Genomic DNA, 24,615 nt, shown 5'->3' on the forward strand with positions numbered 1-24,615 from the left:
TCGCCTTGGCAGGCAACCTGCCCTAGCATCGGTGCATCGGTGCATCGGTGCAGGGCCAACCGCGACTCCTTTTACTACGGCAACATCGCCCCGCAAATGGATGACTTCAACCAGAGCAGCCAGGAAGGGATCTGGGGTCGGCTGGAAAACGCGCTCTACGAGGACGTCGATGTCCAGGACCTGCGGGCCAGCGTCTTTGCCGGCCCCGTCTTACGTCGCGATGACCGTGTGTACCGGGGCGTGGCCCTGCCCTCGGAATACTGGAAGCTGCTGGTGTTCCGGGAACAAGGGGTAGTGAAGGCCCGGGCCTTCCTGCTGACCCAGGACCTCGACTCTCTGCGGGCCGTGCTGGCCCTGGACCAGTTCCGGGTCTACCAGGTATCCATGGGCGAACTTCAAGCGCGGACGCAGCTTCAATTCCCCGAGGTGGTGCAAATATCCCCGTGCTCTATTCGCGACAGCCTGCTCTGCGTGATTTGGAGCCGGCCTGCCAGCTGGACCTGAGTGATTTGGAGCCGGCCTGCCAGCTGGACCTGAGTCAAGTCGGAAGCTTCGCGCAATTCGCGTAGGTTGGAATGCAAAGACCTCCTTGAGGATGCTTGTCTTATGGACTGCTAACGCCCTGTCGGCGTGGCTCCTGGCCGACGCGGGCTCCGCTTGGTCTGGTACGCCCAAATCGCGATCTCGACTCGGTTGCGGGCACCGAGCTTCGTCATCAGGCTGGCGACGTGAGTTTTCACGGTGCTCAGGGTGATGTACAGCTCGCTCGCGATCTCGTTGTTGCCCAGCCCGCGGGCAACGGCCGCCAGCACCTGCTCCTCCCGTTCGGTGAGCGGCTCGACCGGTTGGGCAGGGGCAGCCGCCGGCTCCGCATCCGCGAACGCCTCGAGCAATCGCACCGTCACATTGGGGGCGATCAGCGCATCACCGCTGGCGGCGGCACGCACCGCCTGCCCGAGCAGATCGGCACCGGCATCCTTCAGCAAGAAGCCCTTTGCCCCGGCCCGCAGGGCCGCATAGACGTACTCGTCGAGGTCGAATGTCGTGATGATGACAACCGCCATGGGATTCTCCACGCCCGGTCCGGCGATGGCACGGGTGGCCTCGATGCCGTCCTGTCGGGGCATCCGAATGTCGAACAGGCAGACATCCGGTTGAAGACGGCGAGCGAGAGCCACCGCCTCGATGCCATCGGACGCCTGCCCCACGACGTCAATGTCGGGCTGCGCATCGAGGATCATGCCGAGGCCGGTGCGCACCAACTCCTGGTCGTCGGCGATGAGCACGCGAATCGTCATGTGGTCCATCCAACACGAGGGAGCACTGCGGTCACAACCCAACCGCCGCCGGGCGCTCGGCCGGAGTGGCAGGTGCCCCCGAGCAGTGAGGTGCGTTCCATCATTCCGGTGATGCCGTAGCCCGGCGTCGCGGCCGGCGCCGCCTCACCGTCGTTGGTCACCGTCAGCCGCACTCCACCCTCATCCACCTCGAGGACCGTATCGATGATGGAGACACCCCGGGCATGGCGGCGCGCGTTCGTCACCGACTCCTGCGCCAGCCGGAAGATGGCGGCGGCCACGGTCGGTGGGATGCTTTGGGTGTCACCGGTTATGCGAACATCGACGCGCGGACCGGCAGCCCCGGAGCCAGCAAGTGGCTCAGTGGTGGCGAGCTGCTCAACGTCGGCGATGGTCCGGCCAGGAGCCAGTTCAGGCTCCAATTCAGGCGCGTCGCCCTGACGCAGAACGCGCACCATCGAGCGCATCTCGGCAAGGGTCTTGGACGCTTCCGCCTCGATCACGCGGAGCGCATCCGTTGCCGCTTCCGGCTTTAGGGCCGCAGTCGCCAGCCCGGCCTGGGCGCGGATGGCAATCGCGGAGACGTGGTGGGCGACCGTGTCGTGCAAATCCCGGGCGAGCATCTCTCGTTCCAGCAACTTGGCGCGGTCGATCTCCCGCATCCTCGCCCGTGCCCGGTAGCGCAGTGCAATTCCGAGGGTGACCACGATGACGGTCAACCCGACCTCTCCGAGGATGTCGGCGAAAGGCGCACCACCCAGGCCGGAAACCACGAGGTTGACGAGAAGGATGCCGGACCCCAGCAGCAGGTCTCGGCCTTTGCCCCATCGGAACAGTGCGTACGCCGGCACGATGACGTACACGCTCGTGTAGAGGATCGAGTTGCCCATCAGCAAGGTCGCTACTGCCACGGCGCCGTGCGCGATCGCGAGCATGGGCAGTGGCAGAGTCCGCCGCCACAACAGCGTGGGGGCCGATCCGATCACGACGATCGCCGCTAGCAGGGGTTGGGAAAGGTCGGTGCGGAGAGTAGCCTCCAGCAGTGCGACAAGCACAACCACCGATAACAGCGCCCAGTCCCGCCATACCCGCCGCGGGGGAGGGGGAACTGCGCCTGGCGCATTCCACGCGGAGCGCAAGAGACCGGTCACTCCTTCATGATACTGGCGCATCAGCGGGGGCCTGAGAATGCGAGGGCCATCTGAGCACGCCGGCGAATCACGAACTCGGCGACTCCGGCGTTGAGAACCCAGGCTGCGCCCATGAGTAGCGCGTCGGTCAGGCTGCTGACCGGCCCAACACCGAGGATCCAGAACGCGAACACGACGGCCTGGGTTCCAGCCGCGATGCCAAGCGCATAGGCGCGGGTCATCCAGGCGCCGTGAGCGTTGAAGTCCCGGCGCTTGAGCGCGATGATTCCAAGGAATATGCAAGCCGCCATGGCCGCACCAAAGGACAACCGGATGACCATAAGCAGCGCGCTGCCGCCATCCGGCGCTGCGTAGAAAGCTGTCATCCACAAACCGGACAGGGCAGCGAGCAGGCCGGCGGGAATCAGGATGCCGCCGGCGATGCGATGCCAGCCGCGCCGGCGGCGAAGCGACGGCACGAACTGGAACGCACCGAGCAGGCAATATACCGTGGCGCTGGCGATGTGGGTGATCACCGGAATCGGCGAGGCGAAGAATCGGGCATTGTCTGGGGTGATGACGCCGCCGCTGGTCAGCTCGGTGACCCGGAACATGCCGGCGATCACCGGTATGAGGCTGAGGAGAATCAGCCCGGCGGGTGCCAGCCACGGGGCTCTGTGGCGTCGGGGCGGCCAACCGGCTTGAGCGCGGCTGTCAGTGGTTTCAGTTGTCATGACTCGATACTCGCCCGTGAATCGGGGGAAGACATCGGCAGGTCGGCCGAGGACCAAGCCGTACTTTCGGTCGGTGCGATTCGGGCCTTTCCGCCGATGCGCGCTCTCACGTCGGCAGGGAAAGTTGAGTCAAGACAGCAACAACATCACCCCAAGGTTTTGCCACCGCACCCGCACCGTCGAAACCGCACCATTCGAAAGGTACAAGACAATGCCATCCTCCGCCTCGTCAACGCTTCCGGTTTCTCAGCCCCAAGCGGCAGTAGCGCTCCCGGATCGGACCACCGGGCCGGGGCAACTGCCCACCTTCCGCCTGAACATGATGCGCGGCGGCTATCTCTTCATGGCAGTGGGCCTGATGATCGTTAAATGGCCGCTGCTGCTCCAGGCGTCGTCGATGCCCGTGTTCGAAGGGGTGGTTGTCTGCATTCTGACTGCCATGTCTCTGCTGGCGTTCCTTGGCCTCCGCTATCCCCTCGGGATGCTGCCGATCCTGCTGTTCGAAACGATGTGGAAGGTTTTGTGGCTCGCAATCGTGGCGCTGCCCCACCTGATCGGCAACGACATGGATGCGGCAACGGCGACGATGCTCTTCAACGTTCTCTTCGTTGTGCCGATCCTTGCCGTGACCCCGTGGGGCTACGCCTGGAAGCGCTACGTAATGACACGCGGCGAACGATGGGCTCCAGGGGCGTGAGAAATGGAACAGCGGATGGGAAGTGAACGGCACTTTCCGACAATGAGGGAAGGTTATTCCAGGACGAAGGCGTCCTGCTCCTTGGGATGGCGCTATTGATCATGTCGGGGAGGCCAGAGTGGATTCCCCTCGATGCTGCCGGTTCCTTTGGAAAACTGGCTGTAGGTGCGAGGGGAGCCCCGCTCTTCTCCGACTGCCCAGTAATTACCGACGATTCCGATGTCCCGATCAAGGTTCGTCGATGGGTCGACGTCGCAGCGCCACTTCGGACACATCGACGCAAGTCGTCAGATGCGCCGAGGGCGTAAATGACCCCGTAATTAGCACTCGCCTTGACCGAGTGCTAATGGTTGCCTAGAGTCATTGGTGGCGCCTGTCGATCCCGGCAAGTGCTGAAAGCCTGAGGTAATTCACCAGCTGGCACCGCGACGACGGTTGGTACCACCCGAACGGCCCGTAAACCATTGGTAACTCACGCAAAGGAGAGACGATGTCCGTCTCCATTAAGCCTCTCGAGGACCGCATTGTCGTCCAGCCGCTCGAAGCAGAAACCACCACTGCTTCCGGTCTGGTCATCCCTGATTCCGCCAAGGAAAAGCCGCAGGAAGGCAAGGTCGTGGCAATCGGCCCCGGCCGCGTCGATGACAACGGCAACCGCGTCCCCGTTGACGTAGCCGAAGGCGACGTCGTGATCTACTCCAAGTACGGCGGAACCGAAGTCAAGGTCGGCGGCGACGAGTACCTGGTGCTCTCGGCCCGCGACGTCCTGGCCATCGTCGTAAAGTAGTTTTTCCTCGTAAAGCCCCGGCCCCTGGCCGGGGCTTTACGTAGCTTATAAGGAGCAAGACATGGCAAAGCAGCTAGCTTTTAACGAAGAGGCGCGACGCGCCCTCGAAGCGGGTATTGATAAGCTCGCAAACACCGTCAAGGTGACCCTCGGCCCGCGCGGCCGCAACGTGGTGCTGGCAAAGGCCTGGGGCGCACCGACGATCACCAACGATGGCGTGACCATCGCCCGTGAGATCGAGCTGGAAGACGCCTACGAGAACCTTGGCGCGCAGCTGGCCAAGGAAGTAGCCACCAAGACCAACGACGTTGCAGGCGACGGCACCACCACCGCCACCGTGCTCGCACAGGCCTTCGTCAAGGAGGGCCTGCGCAACGTTGCCGCGGGCGCCGCCCCGGGCGAAATCAAGCGCGGCATCGAAGTTGCCGTTGAGGCAGTTGCGCAGCGCCTGAAGGACAACGCCGTTCCGGTCGAGGGCAAGCAGGTCGCCAACGTCGCGGCCATCTCCGCGCAGAACGAGGAAATCGGCGAGCTCTTGGCCAAGGCCTTCGAGACCGTTGGCACCGATGGCGTCATCACCATCGAGGAATCCTCCACGACCGCCACCGAGCTGGTTGTCACCGAGGGCATGCAGTTCGACAAGGGCTACCTGTCCCCGCAGTTCGTCACCGACCCGGAGCGCCAGGAGGCCGTCCTGGAGGACGCGCTGATCCTGGTCAACTCAGGCAAGATCTCCACAGTTGCAGAGTTCCTGCCGCTGCTGGAAAAGGTGCTGGCTGCCGGCAAGCCGCTGTTCATCATCGCCGAGGACATCGAGGGCGAAGCCCTCTCCACCCTCGTCGTGAACAAGATCCGCGGCACCTTGAACGCCGTGGCCGTCAAGGCCCCCGGCTTCGGCGACCGCCGCAAGGCCATGCTGCAGGACATTGCGATCCTCACCGGCGCACAGGTTGTCTCCCCGGACCTGGGGCTGCAGCTGGACCAGGTCGGCCTCGAGGTGCTGGGTACGGCTCGCCGCATCACCATCACCAAGGACTCGACCACCATCGTCGACGGTGCAGGCACGGCCGAGGATGTCAATGACCGCGTCTCGCAGCTGAAGGCCGAACTGACCCGCACCGATTCCGAGTGGGACCGCGAGAAGCTCAACGAGCGCCTCGCCAAGCTCTCGGGCGGCATCGGCGTGATCAAGGTCGGCGCAGCCACCGAGGTCGAGCTGAAGGAACGCAAGGCACGCATCGAAGATGCAGTCTCCTCCACCCGCGCTGCCCTCGAAGAGGGAATCGTTGCAGGCGGCGGCACCGCATTGGTTGACGCCCTTGCAGTGCTGGACACCGACCCCAACGTGCTCGCCCTCACCGGCGACGCCGTTGCAGGTGTCGGCATTGCGCGCCGCGCACTGGTCCAGCCGCTGCGCTGGATTGCCCAGAACGCCGGCTTCGACGGCTACGTCGTCACCGCCAAGGTTTCCGAATCACCGGCCAACGAGGGCTTCAACGCCCTGACCGGCGTGTACGAGAACCTGATCAACGCCGGCGTCATCGACCCGGTCAAGGTCACCCGTTCGGCGCTGCGCAACGCTGCATCGATCGCCGCCCTGGTGCTCACCACCGAAACCCTGGTCGCCGAAAAGCCGGCCGCGGATCCGGACTCGCACGCAGGACACAACCACTAACACGCAGCAAGCGTGGCAGTGCACCAGGCGCCGCCGGCAGCCAGGTTCCCGTTTCCCCCCTTGGGGGCACGGAAGCCCGGAGGCCGGCGGCGCCTGGCGTTGTGCGCTGGATCGGTCGACACCGACGTGCCCGGCTAGTTCGAGGCGAAAAGTTGCGCCGGTGCCGCCGCGTGCGGCTCGGCGATGAGGTACTCTTTCACGGCCTGGGCGGGAACCCGGTAGGACCGGCCGAAACGCACCGCCGGCAGATCCCCTCCGTGCACCAAGCGGTACACAGTCATCTTTGAGACGCGCATCGCCAAGGCGACCTCCGCGACAGTCAGGTAGTGGGCTTCCTCGAAACTTTTCAGGTCAACCATGTCATCCCCAATCAAAGTGTTGCTTATCCCCGGACGAAACTGCTGATACGTCGCATACCTTCAACCATTGGTGCAACGTTGACCTCATCGTAGACTCAAGTTCCCCAGGGCACCAGAGAGGTGGAAGGTCCGGAGGTTGCCATTCGGCAACGTTTTGGTCTTCCCGGAGGTATCGACGTGGCAACAGGGCGTGCCATGCATTCGTCGTTGGGTCGGGTGATCGCTTCGACCGTATTCGTCTTCAGTTGGGGTGTCCGGTTATAGCATCGTTCAAAAGATGCACCCAGGCCGGTACTCATTCGACTCCGGCCTCTTCTGCCCAGCGGCAACAATCCGGCGAGGCAAGGAACCGAAGCTTTTCGTAGGGTATGTCCGCGAAGGTTGTTTCACGGTTGACCTGAGGCTCGAAGCTAGCGCAATCCCTGCGATGGCCCTGAACGGAGCCTGAGTGGAAGGCCGCCCGGCCCGGATTTCGGGGTGTAACCGCACCCGTGAAATTCGGACCGGTACGCACCCTGGTACGGCACACGCGGGGATACTGCTACCCCCCCCACACAGGTCCTCGCGTGTGCTTCCCGGGAATGCCATCGAGTTCGGTGGTGGCAGGTGTTCTTCCTTGCACCTGAGGCTGGGTCGGACACACGGGAGTGCGGGCGCAATCGGGAAAAGAATCCGTGATTGCGCCCGCACTTTGCATTGGGAGGGTGGCATTTTTGAGCAATACCCCGCGAATCCACAGGCGCTCGAGGCTACCTCGATCCAGCGGGGTCGGCCGATCCCAGGCCCGTCACGGTGTTCCCTAGTTCCTCGCCCCCAGCCCCTCGCGGCTCCCTGGCACGAGTATGTGGCCCGACATTCCGGGGCCGGACGCACGCACGCCAGTTTTCCCTCCGCGCCGGCATCGCCGGGACGTGTAAGGCCGTTCCGGGCCTTGCCCGGGCACAAGAAATGGCCGCCTGCCCACCAACTTGCGGTGGGCAGGCGGCCAACTTCATGTCAGGACGCGCCGGTCGTGAATGACCAGGTTGTCGAGACCAGCGGGTTGAGTGCCGCATCGCGGATCGCGGTTGTTCCGCCGGTCACCCGGACGGTGTAGCGGGTGTTGGCCGCCAGGCTGGCAGCCGGGTTCAGGATCCACTGGTTGGTGGTTCCGTTGCGCGTCACCGTTGCCGACACCACTGCACCGGTGGTGGCGTTGCGGAGGTTCAGCGTCGGGGTACCGACGCCCAGCACGGATTCAGTGAAGGTGACGGTGATGTTGTTGGCCCGGCGGATGGCCGTGGCGTTGACGGCCGGGACCCTGGCCGACACCGCGGGTGCGGGGCCGGTGGTGAAGGTCCAGCTGTGCGTGGCAAGCGGGGTGCCCTGTGCGTCGCGGATGGCCGTGCTGCCGCCGGTGAGGACCGCGGTGTATCTGGTGTCGGCGGCCAGGTTTGCCGTCGGGTTCAACGTGGCTACCCGTGTGGTCGCGTTGTAGGTGACGGCGGAGGCGATGGCCGCTTGCGTCGCCGTGTTCTTCAGGGTGAAGGTTGTCGCTCCCACCCCGGCCACGGGTTCGCTGAACGTGGTGGAGACGTTGCCGGCGACTGCCACGGACTTGGCCCCGGATGCCGGCGTGCGCACTGTCACCGCTGGGGCGGCGGTCGTGGTGAACGTCCAGCTGGCGGTCGGCAGTGGGAGGTTCGCCAGGTCGCGAACCGCCGTGGTGCCTCCGGTGATCCGTGCGGTGTAGACGGTGTTGGCGGCGAGGTTCGCCGTCGGATTCAGCGTGGCCCTGCGCGTCGCCTGGTCATAGGTGACGGCCGCGGGGATGGTGGTCCCCGCTGGGTTCTTCAGGGTGAACGTCGTGGGGGAAACTCCCTGGACGAACTCGCTGAAGACTGCGGAGACATTGGAGGCCGTGCTCACGTTCGTTGTATTGGTTCCCGGAGCGCGGCTGGAAATGGCGGGCGCCACGGTGTCCGCGGTTCCAATCCGGACCGTGCGGGTCGCTACGGCACCGGTGTTGCCGGCGGCATCGGTGGCGCGCACCTCATACACGTAGGTCCCGTTGAGCTGGGCGTCGTAGGTCTTCGCCGCCGGGCAACCTGCTTCCCAGTCGGGATTGCTCGGCAGCAACCGGCATTCGAGGGTCGACCGCGCCTCGTTGGCCGCCGTGTTCAGGGTCGGGGTGGTGTCCGCGGTGGGCGTCGAGGGGAACGGCGCGACGACGGAGGAGACCGGTGCCACGGTGTCCACCGTCGCGGTGAGTGTAGGTGAGGTCAGGTACGGCGGCGCTGCGGGGTCGGTGGCAACCAGAGGGTTGGCGATCCGGGCCTGGAATTTATGCACGCCGTTGGCCAGCGCCGTCGGCACGCGCAACGAGTAGTTGCCGCCGGTGGCGACACCGCTCACGGCCGGGACCGTGGCACCGTCAACGAGGAGTTCCACGGTGGATCCGGCGGTGGCGGTTCCCGTGAGGGTGGGAAGGTTGGTGCGGGTGATGTTGTCAGTGGTTGATCTGCCCGTGTCGCTGGCCGCTGCCAGGTCGGGGGTGCTCGGCGCCCCGTCGTCTCCCTGGTAGAGCAGGCCCTGGACGGTAAAGGTGCTCACCGTCAACGTGTCGATGCCAGGCCCGCCGGCGTTGGGGCCGGTGACGGTCACGAAATTATTGCCCGAGGGCGCCCCGGTGACCGCGCGGGCGGTGTTGATGTCGCCCAGGGTTCCGGGTGCCGCACCGACCTGACGTAGGAAAGTCGCGGTGCTGCCCGTGGTGTAGTCGCCCAGGAATGCCGCGCCCACCTGGCCCCAATTGCACGGGGAGGCAAGGGACGGGGCGCAGGCGCCCGAATCCAGGGTGACCTTGATGCGCCCTCCGACCTTGGGGTCGGCTTCGGCGGTGAAGGTGTTCACCCCGTAGGGGTGCGTCACGGTGTATTGCTGGCCCGCGACGATGTTCTCGATGATGAAGCGCAGCCGGCCAAAGCCCATCTGGTCCCCGTCCTGGACGATCTCGTTGGCATGCGCTGCCTCCAGGGCGGCCTCGTAGAGGCGCAGGTTCCCGCCGCTGGCTTCCGCGGCGAACCAGAATGCCTCATCGGGGAAATTGTCCGGGTAGGACGCTGGAAGATCGGGATTCGGTGGTTCCATCAGGCAGCCGGTGCCGGCCGTGTAGCACAGCTGGAGTTTCGCGGTGCCGTCCGAGAACCAGGTCGGGAAGCCATTTTGTGGATCGACCGGCCCATTGCCTGCGGTGTTGGCGGATGCTGCGGTTCCTGCCAACGGAACCAGTGCCGCGGCGAGCAGTGCCGCGGACGCCGCACCTGCCAACACCGAGGGCCGGGTTCTTTTGAGGTCGCGCTTTCCCGTCCTTATGGTGCGGGTCTTCTGAAACATGATGACTCCTACTGCAGGGTGTGCCCCCCACTGGGCCGGAGCGACACCCCCGCCGCCCCATGAGCCCCATTTGTAGTCGCCCCAGGTTGTAAAAAACCTAGGGCCCGGAATCGTGCGCGCTCGGTCTGCGGCGAACGGCGTAGGGCCCGGAGGTTGCCACAGGGCGCAAGCTTTTCGCAGGGTATGTCCGCGAGCGTTGTTCCACGGTTGACCTATGGTTCGAAGCCAACGCAGGATCTGCGTTGGCGCTGATCGGGGCCTGCATGGAAGGCCGCCTGATCCGGATCTCGGGGGTGCAGCCGCGCCCGTGCAATCCGGTTCGGAACTCGCTATGGAGTGGTGCACGCGGGGATACTGCTTCCCCAGGCAAGTCCTCGCGTGTGCCTCCCGAAGAATGCCATCGGGTTTCCACGTCGGCGACTTCGTCCTTGGTCGGCAACTTTGGTAGGAATTGGGCTGCAGGCGCGCGAAAGCGCCCGCTCGGCCTGCGGCAGCCGAGTGACTTGGATGGCTGGGTACCGGTTGGCGTGGAGACACACCATGTGGCCAGTCAGGGAACCTCGCGTAACGAATCGATAACGAGGTTTGGTAACGTTGGATGCCCATGCCCAACGTTCCGGGCAGGGGACGCTGTCGATTTTCCAGGATGTATTGATGTCGCTTTCCTTACCTGCGCAACGCGTGGCAGGGCGGAGTCCACGTGCCGCGAACACCGCATCCGCTTTCAGGCCTGAGCTCCAGGGCCTGCGGGCGCTGGCCGTGGTGCTGGTCATGGTCTACCACGTGTGGTTTGGCCGGGTTTCCGGCGGTGTGGATGTGTTCCTTCTCCTCTCCGCGTTCTTCCTCACCGGTGCCTTCATCCGCAAGGTCGAGGGCGGGCGTCCGCTGGCACTGCTGACCTATTGGCTCAATGTCTTCCGCCGGCTGTTGCCGGCAGCGGTCCTGGTCCTGCTGGCGACCATCGCGGCCAGCGTCGCCTTGCTGCCCAAGGCGCGCTGGAACTCCATCATGGAGCAGATCACCGCCAGCCTCTTCTACGCCCAAAACTGGCAGCTGGCCCGCGACTCGGTTGACTACTACGCTGCCGAACACGCCACCGCCAGCCCGCTGCAGCACTTCTGGTCGCTGTCCATCCAGGGGCAGATCTTCATCCTCTGGCCGCTGTTGCTGGCCGCGGGCCTGATCCTGTGGAAGAGGCTCGGCACCAGGATTCCCTCGTTGAGCTACCGGATGACCATGGGCGCGCTCTTTGGCACCGTCTTCCTGCTTTCCCTGGCCTACTCGGTGCACACCACTTCCACGGCGCAATCGTGGGCCTACTTCGACACGGGTGCACGGCTCTGGGAATTCGCGCTGGGTTCGCTGGTGGCCATCTTCCTGCCGATGCTCCAAAGGCTCCCCGCCGCCCTGACCGTGCCCCTGGGTTGGCTGGGCCTGGCGGCGATCCTCAGCTGCGGCATGCTGCTGCAGGTCCAGCAACAGTTCCCCGGTTACCTGGCGCTATGGCCCACGCTCGCCGCCGCGCTGGTCATCATGGCCCCGAACCACCGGTTGGGCGTGCAGCGGGTGCTCGCGGCGCCGGTCCTCGGCTGGCTCGGGAACGTCTCCTACGCGCTCTACCTGTGGCACTGGCCGGTCATGGTCTTCTTCCTGGTCGAATCCGGAAGCGCGGAGATCTCCCTCGGCGCCGGGCTGGGCATCATGCTGGTTTCCCTTTTGCTGGCCTGGGCCACCACGCGCATCGTCGAGTCGCCCCTGCGCTCCTGGCAGTGGCTCTCGGCCAAGCGCCGGCGCGTGGGGCTGGGCATCGCGGTACTGCTCTCGCTGGTGCTTGCCCCGCTGGGCGGCTGGGAACACCGCGTCTCCGCCGAAGAGCTGCGGGCGGCCTCCCAGGCACCGGTCGAGAATCCCGGCGCGGCCATCCTGGATCCCGGCTTCGGGCACGAACCAAGTTCCGAGGCCGTGATGGTCCCGTTGACCACCAAGCTGGATGAGGAATGGTCGAACTTCGGTGCCGAGTGCACCGGGGCGTGGGCACCCGAATCGCCGGCCATCGAGTACTGCCAGCAAGGCGGAAACCCGAAGGCGGAAAAGACCATTGTGCTGCTGGGGGATTCGCACGCGCAGCACTGGAGCGGCGCGGTGGATGCGATGGCGCAGAAGCTGGGGTGGCGCTGGGTTCTGCTGACCAAGCCGTCGTGCCGCTTTGGCGGGCCCTCGGAAACCCGCGGAGAGGAATGCGGGGAGTTCAACGCGGCCGCCGGTGACTACGCACTGGAGCACGACCCCGACGCCGTGATCACCCTCGGCTCCTTTACCGCGCTTGGCCCCGACCGTCACGGCCACAGCGCCGGGGAGCTGGAACGGGTGGTGCCGGACTACGAGGCCGGCATCCGACCGCTGCTCGAGGCCGGCATCCCGGTCGTGGCGCTGCGCGATACCCCGCGCTTCACCACTCCCGTGCCCGATTGCGTGGACAGGTTCGGGGCATGGGCGCAGCAGTGCAGCGCACCGGTTTCCGAACTCATGGCCGAGACCTCCCCGCTGGAGGAGCTGGCGGCCTCGGGCACCTTGGGGGAGGGGTTCTCCACCATGGACATGACCGACCAACTCTGCCCCGACGGGATCTGCCGCCCGGTCATCGGCAACGTCCTGGTCTACATGGACCAGTCGCACCTGACCAGTACCTTTGCCAGGACCACCGCCGTGGAATTCGAGAAGCGCTTCCTCGCTGCGCTCACCGATTCGCCCTGACCCCGCGGTTCCCGGGCACCGGCCGGGGGTGTCGCCGGGGCCTGCTCCAAGGCGTAACCAAAGTGCGGCGCAAGCGTGATGCAGCGGCACTTTCCGGGCGTGCCCGCGCGGCGTAGCGTTGCCTCCAAGCGGCCCCGCGATCCGGCCCGGCCGTGACCGCTCGCGCACCATCGGAGTCACCGCCATGAAAACGGAAATGGCACCCCTGTCCCTGTCATTGGCCAATCCCGTGAGCCGCAGGGCGGTGCTTTCGGCGGCCGTGGCGGGCCTGGCCGGCGCCGCTCTTGGCCCCGGGCTGCTTGCCGCCCCCGCCGCCGCGGCGGTCATCCGCAACCACGTCTACACCGTCTCCTCCCGCAACACCGCCACCTCCGCGACCTACCCGCGCACCGAGTTCCGTGCCCTGTGGACCGCGAGCGTCGTGAACATCGACTGGCCCTCAAAATCCGGGCTGACCGTGGCCGCCCAGCAATCGGAATTGCGCTCGATCCTGAACCTGGCCGTGTCTCGGAACCTCAACGCCGTGTTCCTGCAGGTCCGCCCCGCCGCCGACCGGATGTGGAAGTCCACCCTCGGGGAGCCGTGGTCCAGGTACCTCACCGGCACCCAGGGCAAGGACCCGGGCTACGACCCGTTGGCCTACGCGATCTCGGAGGCGCACAAACGCGGGATTGCCCTGCACGCCTGGATCAACCCCTTCCGCGTGGGGATGGACACCTCGCTGAACTCCCTGGTGGCCAGCCACCCGGCGCGGTTGAACCCTTCCTGGTCCTTCGCCTACGGGCCCCGGCGATACTACAATCCCGGCATCCCGGCGGTGCGCAACTACATCCGCAGCGTGGTCATCGACCTGGTCAAGCGCTACGACGTGGACGGCGTCCACTTCGACGACTACTTCTACCCCTACCCGGTCTCCGGCCAATCGATTCCCGACTCCTCGACCTACGCCAGCTACAAGGGCTCGTTCACCTCGATTTCCTCTTGGCGGCGCAACAACATCAACGTGTTCGTCCGCGACACCCACAACGCCATCCGGGCAGCCAAGCCCCGGGTCGTGTTCGGCATCAGCCCCTTTGGCATCTGGGCCAACAGGACCTCCAGCACCCTGGGCTCGGCCACCAGCGGGCTGGAAAGCTTCTACGCCCTCTACGCCGACACCCGGCGCTGGGTCAAGGACGGCTGGGTCGACTACATCGCCCCGCAGCTGTACTGGTACCAGGGCTACACCGTGGCCAACTACAACGTGCTGGTCGACTGGTGGGCCAAGCAGGTTGCCGGGACCAACGTCAAGCTGTACACCGGGGAGGCCGCCTACAAGGTCGGCGACCCGGCCACTGCCGCCTGGCGGGATCCCAACGAGTTGCGCGACCACCTCACCAAGTGCCGCCAGGTGCCCGCGGTGCGCGGACACGCCTATTACAACACCACCGCCTTCAGGGCGAACAAGCTCAACGCCATCGGCATCCTCAAGGCCCGCCACTACGCGCGGCCCTCACTGCCGGTCCCGTACCCGCAGCTGAACGCCACCCGCCCCTACACCCCGACCATTTCCAAGGCCGTGCGCGAGGGGACCGGCGTGCGGTTGAGCTGGACTTCCAGTTCCAGCGGCGAGCCGCTGAAGCTCATCGCCATCTGGCGCTGGGAATCCACCGGCACCGTCGTTCCCTATATCCAGTCCACCGGCACCTACCTGCGCGCGGTGCGCCGCCGCACCACCGCCGCCCAGTCCTGGCTGGACACCGGCGTGGTGCTCGGACACAGCTACTGGTACATGATCCAGTCGATCAGCCAGACCGGGATCGACTCCTCGCGCGCCACCGCGATCTTCATCAGGGCGTGACGGGTCGCCTTCCTGCCTCCCGGTCCGACCGGCGATGCCGGGCGGCCTGCCCGCACGGGAGCCCGGGCCCGGCGGGCACGATGGCCGGTGCCAGCAAGGCAAACCGGGACGGGGCAGGGTGTCGTGCGCAGCGGTCCGGGGGAGTTGCGTTCACCACACCTACCATGCGGGAATGTCCCTTGGGGGTGAAGCGTTCTAGGATGTAATCAATCCCCGCACCGGCGTGAAAGGTCCCCCGTGACTGAGTTCAATCCATTTGCCTTTGAAGGCCTCACCTACGATGACGTCTTGCTGCTTCCTGGCCCGACGGATGTGATCCCCTCGGAGGCTGACACCACCACGCGCCTGACCAAGCGGATCAACATCAACATCCCGCTGCTTTCCGCTGCCATGGACACCGTGACCGAGGCACCGATGGCCATCGCGCTGGCCCGCCAGGGCGGCATCGGCATCATCCACCGCAACCTGTCGATCGATGACCAGGCCAACCAGGTGGACCAGGTCAAGCGCAGCGAATCGGGCATGATCACCAACCCCGTGACGGTGAACCCGGGCGCGACGCTGGCCGAGTGGGACGACCTGTGCGCGCACTACCGCGTCTCGGGCCTGCCGGTGGTGGACGAGAACCGCAAGCTGCTGGGCATCATCACCAACCGCGACACCCGCTTTGTGCCGCGCGAAAACTACATGACCACCAAGGTCTATGAGGCCATGACGGCCATGCCGCTGATCACCGCCCGGGTCGGGGTGTCCCGCGAAGAGGTCATCGCGCTGCTGGGCAAGCACCGCATCGAGAAGCTTCCGCTGGTCGACAACGACGGCGTGCTGCAGGGATTGATCACCGTCAAGGACTTCGACAAGGCCGAGCAGTACCCGCAGGCCACCAAGGACGACGAGGGCCGCCTGCGCGTCGGCGCCGCCGTCGGCTTCTTCGGCGAGGGCTACGACCGTGCCATGAAGCTGGTCGAGGCCGGCGTCGACGTGCTGGTCGTGGACACCGCCAACGGACACACCCAGGGCGTGCTGGACATGATCGCCCGCCTGAAGAAGGACCCGGCAGCCGCACACGTGGACGTCATCGGCGGCCAGGCCGCTACCCGCGAGGGCGCCCAGGCACTGATCGACGCCGGCGCCGACGCCATCAAGGTCGGCGTGGGCCCGGGCTCCATCTGCACCACCCGCATCGTCGCAGGTGTCGGCGTCCCGCAGGTCACCGCCATCTACGAGGCCGCCAAGGCCGCCATCCCGGCGGGCGTCCCGGTCATCGCCGACGGCGGCCTGCAGCACTCCGGCGACATCGGCAAGGCACTGGTTGCCGGCGCCGACTCGGTCATGCTGGGCTCCCTGCTGGCCGGCACCGCCGAGTCCCCGGGCGACCTGGTGTTCATGAACGGCAAGCAGTTCAAGGCCTACCGCGGCATGGGCTCACTCGGTGCCATGGAGACCCGCGGCAAGAACACCTCCTACTCCAAGGACCGCTACTTCCAGTCGGACGCGCCCTCCAACGAGAAGCTCATCCCCGAGGGCATCGAGGGACAGGTCCCGTACCGCGGCCCGCTCTCGGCGGTGGCCCACCAGCTGGTCGGCGGCCTGCGCCAGACCATGTTCTACGTCGGCGGACGCACGATCCCGGACCTGAAGGAACGCGGCAAGTTCGTGCGCATCACCGCTGCCGGGCTGAAGGAATCGCACCCGCACGACATCATGATGACCGTCGAGGCCCCGAACTACCGTTCGCGCTAAACATCTGATCCGAAGGCCCCGGCCGCTGTCTTCAGCATCGCAAGACAGTGCCGGGGCCTTCGTCGTGCTCCCGCACGGTCGCGCCAAGGGCGGGGGGGAAAACCACCATCCCGCGTTCCGCCCAAGTGTTACCAAAAAGTGGCGAAAAGACACTCCGGTGAATTGGCGCATGACTACATGACATGGGTACACTTGACTTCCGGTCCTGCCTCCCCCAAGTGCGGGACCGTTTCGGAAGGAACTGGTTACCCCCAAGTACCAGTTCTTTCCAAGGGAGATACGCCGCAGACCCCAAGCTGCAGGCACTCCGGGCAGGGTTTTGCTGACAAGTCAGCGGGACCCTGCCTTTCCTTTTTGGGGAGAGCCTTGGTGTGCTGCCGGAATCACCGGCCGACCGGCGGTTTCCCGGCCATCTCGTCATCGGGATGGGTTCCCTGTCCATGGTCGGTGGCCGGCGGGGAATCGGGTCGCGGTTCCGCATGCCGTGCGTGCAGGAAGGCAAGGATGAAGATGCCCAGGGCGGCACCGACGGTGTTGGCCACGATGTCCAGGAGCGAGGCGAAGCGGTTTGGCAGCAGCAGTGCCTGGCCGAGTTCGATGAGGCACGACGCGGCGAAGCCCGCGGCCAGCGGGTGCCACCATTTCCTGGTCCATGCCGCGGCGATGTAGCCGAACGGAATGAAAAGCAGGATGTTGGCTCCGAATTCGAACTTGTTGTACCCGATGAAGGAGGGCATGCCATGTGCGTGCAGCCACCCGATGACACTTCTCAGGCTTCCGCTGACCGGACGGTCCACCGGGGTCGGCCAAAAGGCGATCATCGCCAAGGCCAACAGATATGCAGCGGCGAGGAACACAGTGAAACGGAAATGCGGCTTGGTCATGTGGCTCAGTCGGATGGGGTGTCTGCGGGCGTGAGGGCGTGCGTACGAATTGCGGGAAGGCATCCCGGAAAGTCTACGGCAGGGCCGCGCGCCGGGGATTTTGCGGGGGACCGGCAAGCTGGCGTCGTGAGAAGGTCCCGGCACCCGGGATCGGGCGAGGGCGGATCAGCAGCGCCGGAGCAATGTCTTCTCGAACTCGGCAGCATCCATCGGGCGGGCGTAGAGGAACCCCTGGACAGTGGTGAAACCCATGGCCTTGAGCTTCTTGGATTGCTCGACGGTTTCCACGCCCTCCACGATGCACTTGAGCTCACACGCGGTGATCAGATCCGAAATGGCGCGCAGCAGGGCCTCCTGCTTTGGATCCAAGGCAACGTCATCGATGAATGACTTGTCGATCTTGGCCCCCGTGACGGGCAATTGCCGCAAGTAGCTGATGGAGGAATACCCCGTACCAAAGTCGTCGATGAAGACCTCCACACCCATTTTTTGCAGTGCCAATAGCGTGTATCGGTGAAGGTTGTCTCCTGACATCAATCGGTTCTCGGTGATTTCCAGGGCCAGGACACTGGACGGCAAGCCGTGTTTACGCAGTGCATTTCGCACCACGTCAGCGAAGCGCAGATCATGCAATTCTCGTGAGGTGACGTTCAGATGGACCCTGAATCCGCCGTCGACAAGGTTGGAGGCACGCCATTTCTTGACGTCCTCCAAGGCTTTCTCGAGCATGTATTCGGTCAGTGCCCCGACCATGCCCGACGCCTCGGCGGTTGGCAGAAACTCGTCGGGACGCACCAATCCGTATCCGGCTCTTTGCCACCTGACCAATGCCTCGGCACCCACGATGCGTTCATCGTCCAGCGAGATCACCGCCTGGTAGGCCGGGAAGAACTGCTCGGTCCCCAGTGCCTGCCTCAGGTCGGCAAGCATCTCGGCCTTTTCGCGCCGTTCAAAGAGCATGAAGGGTTCGAACTCGACGACCTTCTCGCTTCCAGAGCGCTTCGCCACATACATCGCGGTATCGGCTTCCAGCACCAACCCGTCTCCGGTGTGGGCGGACGTAGCCCTCACGATGCCCAAGCTGGCTCCGGGACTCAAATGGATGTCGTCAATGACCATGTCCTCGTTCATGGCCGCAACGATGCGCCGTCCCACGCTCGTGGCGCTGTGTTCGGGCATGCGCACCAGGATGGCGAATTCGTCGCCGCCGAGACGGGCCACCACGTCTTCGGTGCGCACGCAATTGCGAAGCCGCTCGGCCAGCTGGCGCAGGACCTTGTCGCCTACCGCATGTCCGTGGGTGTCGTTAATGCTCTTGAAGGCATCCAGATCCAGAAGCATGAGAAACGGAGCAGAATCATTGTCTTCGAGGTCCTCAAGCATCTCTTCGATTTCGCCCATCAAGGCAGAACGATTGGCCAGGTTCGTCAAGGGGTCGGTGTAGGCCAGCTCCTCCATGCGGTCGCGCGCCGCCTCGAGCAACCGGGTGCGTTCAGACACCCGGCGATCGAGTGTGGAATACGTCGATTGCAACTCGGAAGCCATGGCATTGATCCCCATGATGATGGCATCGATTTCATCGCGCCTGCTACTGGGGTGGATCGACGTCTCAAAGTCCATATCGGCGATCCTGAGGATGGCATCGACAATTTGCGGAATGCGAGGTTCATCCGAGCCGGGGACCCACGGATCAGTCATGTTCCAGCAGGAAAGTCAGGGCATCTTGTCGGCTCTCGACGTAGCTCAGCTGTCGCAGTGGATCGATTTTGCGCATGAAGAACCGGGCCAGGACACGATCGGCCGGTCCCGAACCCAGCAACGCGATTCGAATGCCCTTGCACGTGGAATTGACGATGTCCGCGACATCGGCATCCACGGAATCCAGGCCACCAATGTCAACCAGAAGGTACCTGACACGTCGTTCCAGTTCGGCGTCGACTAGAGCCAGAAGACCCACCACCACCGGGATCTTGAGCTCGGTGCGGGGCCTGAAAGTGACCTCGAGCAGCTCGTTGCCACGAAAGGTGAGCAGGGCGTGCTCGCAGTCCATGGTTGATATCGGAAGGAAGTCCGTGGACTGTGCGGCAGCGGCGACGCCGGCTGGCCGGTCCGGTGCTTCGAAATCCATCTCGACGACGGGAATGTTGCCCATGGCTACTTGACCCCGATCCTCTTGCGTCGATCGTTGCTTCCCCTCATGTCTCGATCGAGTCGTCGGTCACCCTGGTAGAGCAAGGTTGACCAATCGGTGTTTTCCGGTGTGGCCACGGGATAGGAGACTGTAGCGACCTTGGCCTTCTTGGGCGGGACATATATCCATTGGACGACACCAAGGACCATGTCCACGATCGAGTTCTTGAAACCGATGTAGGCGTGGATGGCATAGAGCGCCAACACGGCGTTCAACGCGGCAAAGGCCACATTGCCCCAGTTGCGTTCCTGGAAATCCCGCCACATGGTAAAGAGTGAGAAGATCACGATGAGGTATGGGATGGCCACGTAGAGCCCTGGGGAAGCTGTCCGGTTTCTGACTTTCGGGGTTCTCGCGAACGGAATCTTTTCTCCGGTGAATGCCTGCTCCGTGGACTTGAGGACACCGGCCATGTTGACCGGCAAGAGGATCAAGTTGAATCCGTAGATTCGGAAAATGTCGCTGAAACGGTGTCCGCAGTCCCTCAAGTCACTTCCCATGGCGATGAAGTAGGGCAGCGCCGCAGCGAAGATCAGCGGGCTGAGCAGACGTCCGTCATAGGGGTAGACCAGGAGGAAAACCAAGCCGATGCTGGCCCAGGCGATAGACGCCATGTAGTTGACCCGCAGCAGCACTTCACGCAGGCGAATGCGCTCGTTCCGGCGCTGGCGTTCGCTGACCTGGCGCGCAAACTTCGGGAGGATCAACAGCCCGCCGTTGGCCCACCGGCGGCGTTGGACCACCAGCGAACCAAAATCCGGCGGCGTTGCGCTGTAGCTGAGACGTTCAGGGTAGTTGGACAAGGTCCAGCCATGGGTACCGAGGTCGATGCTTGACTCGGTGTCTTCGATGACGGTGCGGTCCTGGATATAGGTGTGTATCTCATATCCACCCACGGTGTGGGTTTGGCGGATGTCCAAAAGCGCCTGCTTGCGGATGACAGCATTGGCACCGACCCAAAAAGTGGCGTTGTAGTGTGTCTTGCCCTGATGCAGGATGTGCTGGACGTCGGTTGTGGCCCCTGCCAGGCGTTCGATGCGGGTGGGCGCCCCACGGAAGGACGAGTAGGGCGTTTGCGTCACGGCTACGCGCGAGTTTTCCTCGGACTCCAGGAAGTAGACCAAACGCAGGCAGTAGTCCCGCAGCAACAGCGAGTCGGCGTCGAGCGTGAGCAGGTACTCGGAATCCGGGATATCCAGGACTTCGCCATCTTGCGGGAATTCCATGGTCGGATCCAACGCACGCAGTACCTCGACGTCACCTCGCCGGTCAACGAACCATTTTTGGCCCATGAGCGAAAGGTAGGCATTGAGGTTCATGGCCTTGTTGATCGCCTGTGAGAGGTTGGCATACTTCTTACGCTCGAAGTACCGCATCTTCACGGAGAAGATCCGCTCCAGCCGCAAGTGAAGCTCTTCAAGGTGATCGCTGTTCGGCGAATCGTTCTGCGCAGCGGCAGCGTTCAGGGCGAGCAAAGTGAGCCGGAGTTCACGTGCCAGTCCCATGATGACCGAATCAACGAAGAACTCATCTACGTGGTCTTCAACCGTCTCATTGGAGGCCATGATTTCCAGCCAAGTGGAGGCTTCGTCGTAGGCGGTGATAGTAGTGGCAAGCATTTGTGCGTTGGAGGCACCGAGTTCCCTTTGCCGCAGGAACAATGAATGGGAGGCCTGGGCCGAAATACGGGCCGGCTCTATCGCTTCCTGGATGTCGCTGGCCAGAGCGCGGGTTTCCTGTAGCTTGTCCAGGACATCGGGGTCTGTGGGGTAGGGATTGTCGTCAACCAACAACACCACATTCAGGTTCGCGAACTCCTGCAGTGCCACTGACCACAAGGTCTTCCTGACAACAGAGGGTTCTTCGGCGTAGCTGGGAACCAGCGTCGTAATCGACTTGTCGTAGGAACGGAAGTGCTGGTCCAGTTCGCCACGGGGCACCCGCCGGTGCTGGTAAAAACGAAGCAGTGCGCCCTGCCTGGCAATGAGGTACATCAACGCCGAAAAAGTCAGGAAGGTGACGACCGCAAGGTACATGGCGGCTTCGAACCGAAACCGGAAACCCGCATCCGGGTTATCCGCCAGCTGCCTTGCGATCGTGCTGATGACGTAGCCGATCCACGCCAGGATTGTCGTGACAATGCCGATGCGTCCCCACGCCATTTTGCGTCGCGAAGGGATCGGATGAACGATGGACAGCGGTTCGGATCGCTTTTCGGCGCCCCATTGGCGTTTACGCAGCTCCGGGACTGTGCTGCGTCCGTGATGGTCGGTGTTTTTCAAGACTGTTTGCCCCCCAGCAAATTGGCATCGGCGCCAGGCGGTCCAAGGATCCCCAGGCTTTCCGGACCTGAGCATAACCCACGAAATGTATGTGATTTGGATTACCTTGCCGCCGAGTTTGCACAAGGTTTCCACAAGATTCGCGCAGGTCGGTCTTTCTTCCAAAACTTTGGGGTTAGCTGTACCAGGATGTCTTGCAAATCGACGACATCCACCCCGCTGTTCTGGCCATGGGAAGCGGGCTGACGTTTATTGGGGAATTGAGATTGTTGTGTCTACTCTGACCGCCGGCAGGCGCCTTTCATGGGTTCGTGTCCTTGTTGTAGCAGTACTCATCGCGGGAGTGGTGGGAGCGGGAACGTACCTTTGGAACAGCTCGCGCGATGCCGCCCGCGCTGCAGGGTCGGGACATTGGTTTGGCTCCTACGTGGATGCAACCTCGACCCCGTTCTATCCCATTGCCGAGAATGTGGGTGAAGGGGAACGCGTCGTCTTGGGGTTCGCCGTGGCAGATCCCAAGAATCCCTGTTCAAACTCCTGGGGTGGCTATTACTCCATGGATGGCGCGAATGAGATGTTTGATCTGGATCGCAAGGTAGCCCGCGTTCGGGATCAGGGCGGGGAGATCGTCATTTCCACGGGTGGTCTGAACAACGACGAACTGGCAACAGCTTGCACCGACGAGCAGAAAATCATTGCCGGTTACGAGGCTTTCCTGCAACGGTACGATTCCACCACGCTGGATTTGGATATTGAGGGAAACGACCTCGATGATTCCGTTGCCTCTAAGCGGCGTGCTTCGGCCGTCGCCGCCCTTCAGGAGCGGGCGAAGGACTCGGGCAAACCCCTGGAGGTGTGGGTTACCCTCCCGGTGGATACCCGAGGCATGACCGAAGCCGGGCAGGGTGAAGTCGGCAGGCTCCTTGAAGGCGGCGTCGACCTCGCGGGCGTGAACCTCATGACCATGAACTTTGGCCAAACGCGTGCCGCGGGCCAGAGCATGGCAGCAGCTTCGGAGCAGGGGGCACGTGCGGCGCACTCGCAACTCAAGGCGATCTACGGCGACCTGGGCCAGGTCCTGGGTGATCAGACACTGTGGGCCAAGATCGGGCTCACGCCCATGATCGGCCAGAACGACCTTATGGGGGAGGTCTTCACGCTTGATGATGCCGTGGCGCTGAAGGGCTTTGCTGCCGCCACCGGAATTGGGAGGATCTCGATGTGGTCGGCCAACAGGGACATCGACTGCGGCCCGAACTTCCCGGACCTGCAGCGCGTGTCGAACAACTGCAGTGGAACCAACCAGGCCAAGGGGGCCTTCGCCGGTGTCTTCTCGGCGGACATGACGAAGGTGGCCACGGCACAGCAAGGCTCCGCTCCGATGGCTGCCCCCATGGAGACAGCCATTGTCGATGACCCCGCCAAGAGCCCCTACCCCGTATGGAACAAGGATGCCGCCTACCCCAAGTCGGAGCGGGTCGTGTGGCGCGGCAACGTCTACGAAGCGAAATGGTGGAGCGAAGGAGCAGCGCCGGATTTGCCGGTGTCCGACGAAGGTGCAGCGACGTGGATGTTGATTGGCCCGGTGCTGCCGGGGGACAAGCCCGAAGTACCGGTCGTCGTCCCGGCCGGCACCTACCCGGCCTGGTCGGCTGAGAAGATCTACGAGAAGGGGGAACGGGTCCTGTTCGAGGGTCGCATCTTTGAGACCAGGTGGTGGAACCAGGCCCAAAGCCCGGACGCCGCGCTACAAGGCGCCGTTGATTCCCCGTGGACCAAGTTCAGCAACGAGGAAGTCAGGGAAATCCTGAAGGACACGAAGAAGGCGCCCTAGGCGCGCACGGACACGGCAGTGTTGGTCCGGTCCAGTGTTATGCCGATCGCTCGATCCGGGCAGCGCGTTCGCGTTCCCTGGTTGCCGATTCATGGTGGCCGAGGGCATCCAGGACCTGTGACCAGAGAAGATGCACCGAGGCATCTTCCGGCGCCCCGCCGTTGTAGGCATCGACCAGCGCCTTTTCCAGCAAGTCCGAGGCCTCCTGGAGCCTGCCGTTGGCCAGATGCCACCGAGCCCGGGTGCCGGCCAACCCCAGGAGTTCGACCGCGCTGCCACCGATGATGTCGTAGGCCAGCTGGGCCCTGGCAATGCAGTCATCGGTTTGCTGGTTTCCCGCTCCTGCCTGCAATTGCATATCGGCGCTCGCGTTGTTGAACCTCGCCCACAGGTGGATGTCGTTGCTTTGCTGCAGTTGGTCGGCGGCGCGCTGATGGTAGTCGAATCCCTCCGCCAGATGTCCCCTGGCGAAGGCAAGATTACCCAGTGTCCAGAAGCCCTGGCCGGCCAACTTGGAATCGTCAACCTTTTCCAGTGTGGCGGACAACCGGCCGTGCACGGCCCAGGCTTCGTCGATCTTCTCCGCTTCGACCAAACAAGCGATAATTCCCTGGTAGGCCTCGGCGCGGGCGTGGTAATTGTCTTCCACTGTCGCCATCACGTCGAGGGCCTGGCGTGCGGTTTCCACGGCGGCTTCATGCTGGGACTGGTTGCGCAAGGCAGCTGCGCGCAGGATCAACGCCTGGGCCCTGAACACCCGGTCGGTTTGTGTCCTGGGGAACGCCAGGATATTTTCCGCGGTCTGCAACGCCGCGGCGTACGCCCCCGTAAGGATCTGGCTCTTGCCCATGTCGTAGAGAAAATCTGATTCCTTGGTGGATTCGCCCAGGGCACCGTAGATGCGGGCACATTCCGCGGCAGCCTCCAGAACCTGCTGCTGGTCGCCCGAATTCCGAATCCTGCGGTGGTGCGCTTCGGCCTTGGCGGCAAGGGATTCCAATGAAGGGTGGGGCATGCCCACCATTATGCTGC

The 24,615-nt window shown here is 64.0% G+C and carries 18 protein-coding genes; 8 read left to right on the forward strand and 10 right to left on the reverse strand.

Features of this window, described 5'->3' with window-relative positions; translation table 11 throughout:
* Positions 1–39: 39 nt before the first annotated feature.
* Positions 40–504: a DNA/RNA non-specific endonuclease gene (locus tag ACIPUB_RS05075; protein WP_407606378.1), complete on the forward strand. Its 465-nt coding sequence runs from the start codon at positions 40–42 to the stop codon at positions 502–504.
* Positions 505–614: 110 nt separating this feature from the next.
* Here the strand turns inward: ACIPUB_RS05075 and ACIPUB_RS05080 are convergent, their stop codons facing one another.
* The 3 genes from ACIPUB_RS05080 to ACIPUB_RS05090 all read right to left on the reverse strand — a co-directional run bounded on the left by ACIPUB_RS05080 (position 615) and on the right by ACIPUB_RS05090 (position 3,162).
* Positions 615–1,298, reverse strand: coding sequence for a response regulator (locus tag ACIPUB_RS05080; RefSeq protein WP_407606379.1), 684 nt, complete (start codon positions 1,296–1,298; stop codon positions 615–617).
* Positions 1,295–2,359, reverse strand: a complete 1,065-nt coding sequence (locus ACIPUB_RS05085; protein WP_407606380.1) for a sensor histidine kinase — start codon at positions 2,357–2,359, stop codon at positions 1,295–1,297. Before ACIPUB_RS05085 ends, ACIPUB_RS05080 begins: the two co-directional genes overlap by 4 nt.
* Before the next feature lie 110 nt (positions 2,360–2,469).
* The gene (locus tag ACIPUB_RS05090) at positions 2,470–3,162 is read right to left on the reverse strand and encodes a DUF2306 domain-containing protein (protein WP_407606381.1); all 693 of its coding nucleotides are present in this window, start codon (positions 3,160–3,162) and stop codon (positions 2,470–2,472) included.
* 124 nt (positions 3,163–3,286) lie between these two features.
* Here ACIPUB_RS05090 and ACIPUB_RS05095 point away from each other — a divergent pair, with 124 nt between their 5' ends.
* The 3 genes from ACIPUB_RS05095 (at position 3,287) to groL (ending at position 6,321) form a co-directional block, all read left to right on the forward strand.
* A complete protein-coding gene (locus ACIPUB_RS05095; RefSeq protein WP_407606382.1) occupies positions 3,287–3,859 on the forward strand; it encodes a hypothetical protein in 573 nt (190 codons plus the stop codon).
* 490 nt (positions 3,860–4,349) lie between these two features.
* Positions 4,350–4,646 (forward strand): co-chaperone GroES, encoded by a 297-nt coding sequence (gene groES, locus ACIPUB_RS05100; protein ID WP_217391057.1) that lies wholly within the window; start codon positions 4,350–4,352, stop codon positions 4,644–4,646.
* A 61-nt stretch (positions 4,647–4,707) separates the two neighbouring features.
* Complete coding sequence (gene groL, locus ACIPUB_RS05105; protein ID WP_407606383.1) at positions 4,708–6,321, forward strand: chaperonin GroEL; 1,614 nt, start codon at positions 4,708–4,710, stop codon at positions 6,319–6,321.
* Positions 6,322–6,455: 134 nt separating this feature from the next.
* Here the strand turns inward: groL and ACIPUB_RS05110 are convergent, their stop codons facing one another.
* Both ACIPUB_RS05110 and ACIPUB_RS05115 read right to left on the reverse strand, forming a co-directional pair.
* A complete protein-coding gene (locus ACIPUB_RS05110) occupies positions 6,456–6,680 on the reverse strand; it encodes a helix-turn-helix domain-containing protein (RefSeq protein WP_407606384.1) in 225 nt (74 codons plus the stop codon).
* A 996-nt stretch (positions 6,681–7,676) separates the two neighbouring features.
* Positions 7,677–10,055 (reverse strand): Ig-like domain-containing protein, encoded by a 2,379-nt coding sequence (locus tag ACIPUB_RS05115; protein ID WP_407606385.1) that lies wholly within the window; start codon positions 10,053–10,055, stop codon positions 7,677–7,679.
* Positions 10,056–10,709: 654 nt separating this feature from the next.
* Between ACIPUB_RS05115 and ACIPUB_RS05120 the strand changes: the two genes are divergently transcribed.
* The 3 genes from ACIPUB_RS05120 (at position 10,710) to guaB (ending at position 16,392) form a co-directional block, all read left to right on the forward strand.
* The gene (locus tag ACIPUB_RS05120; protein ID WP_407606386.1) at positions 10,710–12,809 is read left to right on the forward strand and encodes an acyltransferase family protein; all 2,100 of its coding nucleotides are present in this window, start codon (positions 10,710–10,712) and stop codon (positions 12,807–12,809) included.
* Positions 12,810–12,993: 184 nt separating this feature from the next.
* Positions 12,994–14,649, forward strand: coding sequence for a glycoside hydrolase family 10 protein (locus ACIPUB_RS05125; RefSeq protein WP_407606387.1), 1,656 nt, complete (start codon positions 12,994–12,996; stop codon positions 14,647–14,649).
* 237 nt (positions 14,650–14,886) lie between these two features.
* Positions 14,887–16,392, forward strand: coding sequence for an IMP dehydrogenase (gene guaB, locus ACIPUB_RS05130; RefSeq protein ID WP_407606388.1), 1,506 nt, complete (start codon positions 14,887–14,889; stop codon positions 16,390–16,392).
* Between the two features lie 383 nt (positions 16,393–16,775).
* Here the strand turns inward: guaB and ACIPUB_RS05135 are convergent, their stop codons facing one another.
* From ACIPUB_RS05135 to ACIPUB_RS05150, 4 genes are all read right to left on the reverse strand, one after another.
* Positions 16,776–17,276 (reverse strand): VanZ family protein, encoded by a 501-nt coding sequence (locus tag ACIPUB_RS05135; RefSeq protein ID WP_407606389.1) that lies wholly within the window; start codon positions 17,274–17,276, stop codon positions 16,776–16,778.
* A gap of 165 nt (positions 17,277–17,441) precedes the next feature.
* On the reverse strand, positions 17,442–18,974 hold the full coding sequence (locus ACIPUB_RS05140; RefSeq protein WP_407606390.1) for an EAL domain-containing protein: 1,533 nt from the start codon (positions 18,972–18,974) through the stop codon (positions 17,442–17,444).
* Positions 18,967–19,428: a hypothetical protein gene (locus ACIPUB_RS05145; protein ID WP_407606391.1), complete on the reverse strand. Its 462-nt coding sequence runs from the start codon at positions 19,426–19,428 to the stop codon at positions 18,967–18,969. The genes ACIPUB_RS05140 and ACIPUB_RS05145 overlap by 8 nt, the downstream gene beginning before the upstream one ends.
* A gap of 2 nt (positions 19,429–19,430) precedes the next feature.
* A complete protein-coding gene (locus tag ACIPUB_RS05150) occupies positions 19,431–21,629 on the reverse strand; it encodes a glycosyltransferase family 2 protein (protein WP_407606392.1) in 2,199 nt (732 codons plus the stop codon).
* A 391-nt stretch (positions 21,630–22,020) separates the two neighbouring features.
* Here ACIPUB_RS05150 and ACIPUB_RS05155 point away from each other — a divergent pair, with 391 nt between their 5' ends.
* Entirely contained in the window at positions 22,021–23,583 is a 1,563-nt protein-coding gene (locus ACIPUB_RS05155) for a chitinase (RefSeq protein WP_407606393.1), read from the forward strand.
* 37 nt (positions 23,584–23,620) lie between these two features.
* On the opposite strand, the gene ACIPUB_RS05160 is transcribed toward ACIPUB_RS05155, so the two are convergent.
* Positions 23,621–24,598 carry a hypothetical protein gene (locus ACIPUB_RS05160; protein WP_407606394.1) on the reverse strand — a complete coding sequence of 326 codons (978 nt, stop codon included), beginning with the start codon at positions 24,596–24,598 and terminating at the stop codon, positions 23,621–23,623.
* Positions 24,599–24,615 lie beyond the last annotated feature (17 nt).

This window comes from Paeniglutamicibacter sp. ORCA_105 (assembly GCF_045798545.1).
Classification (GTDB): domain Bacteria; phylum Actinomycetota; class Actinomycetes; order Actinomycetales; family Micrococcaceae; genus Paeniglutamicibacter; species Paeniglutamicibacter sulfureus.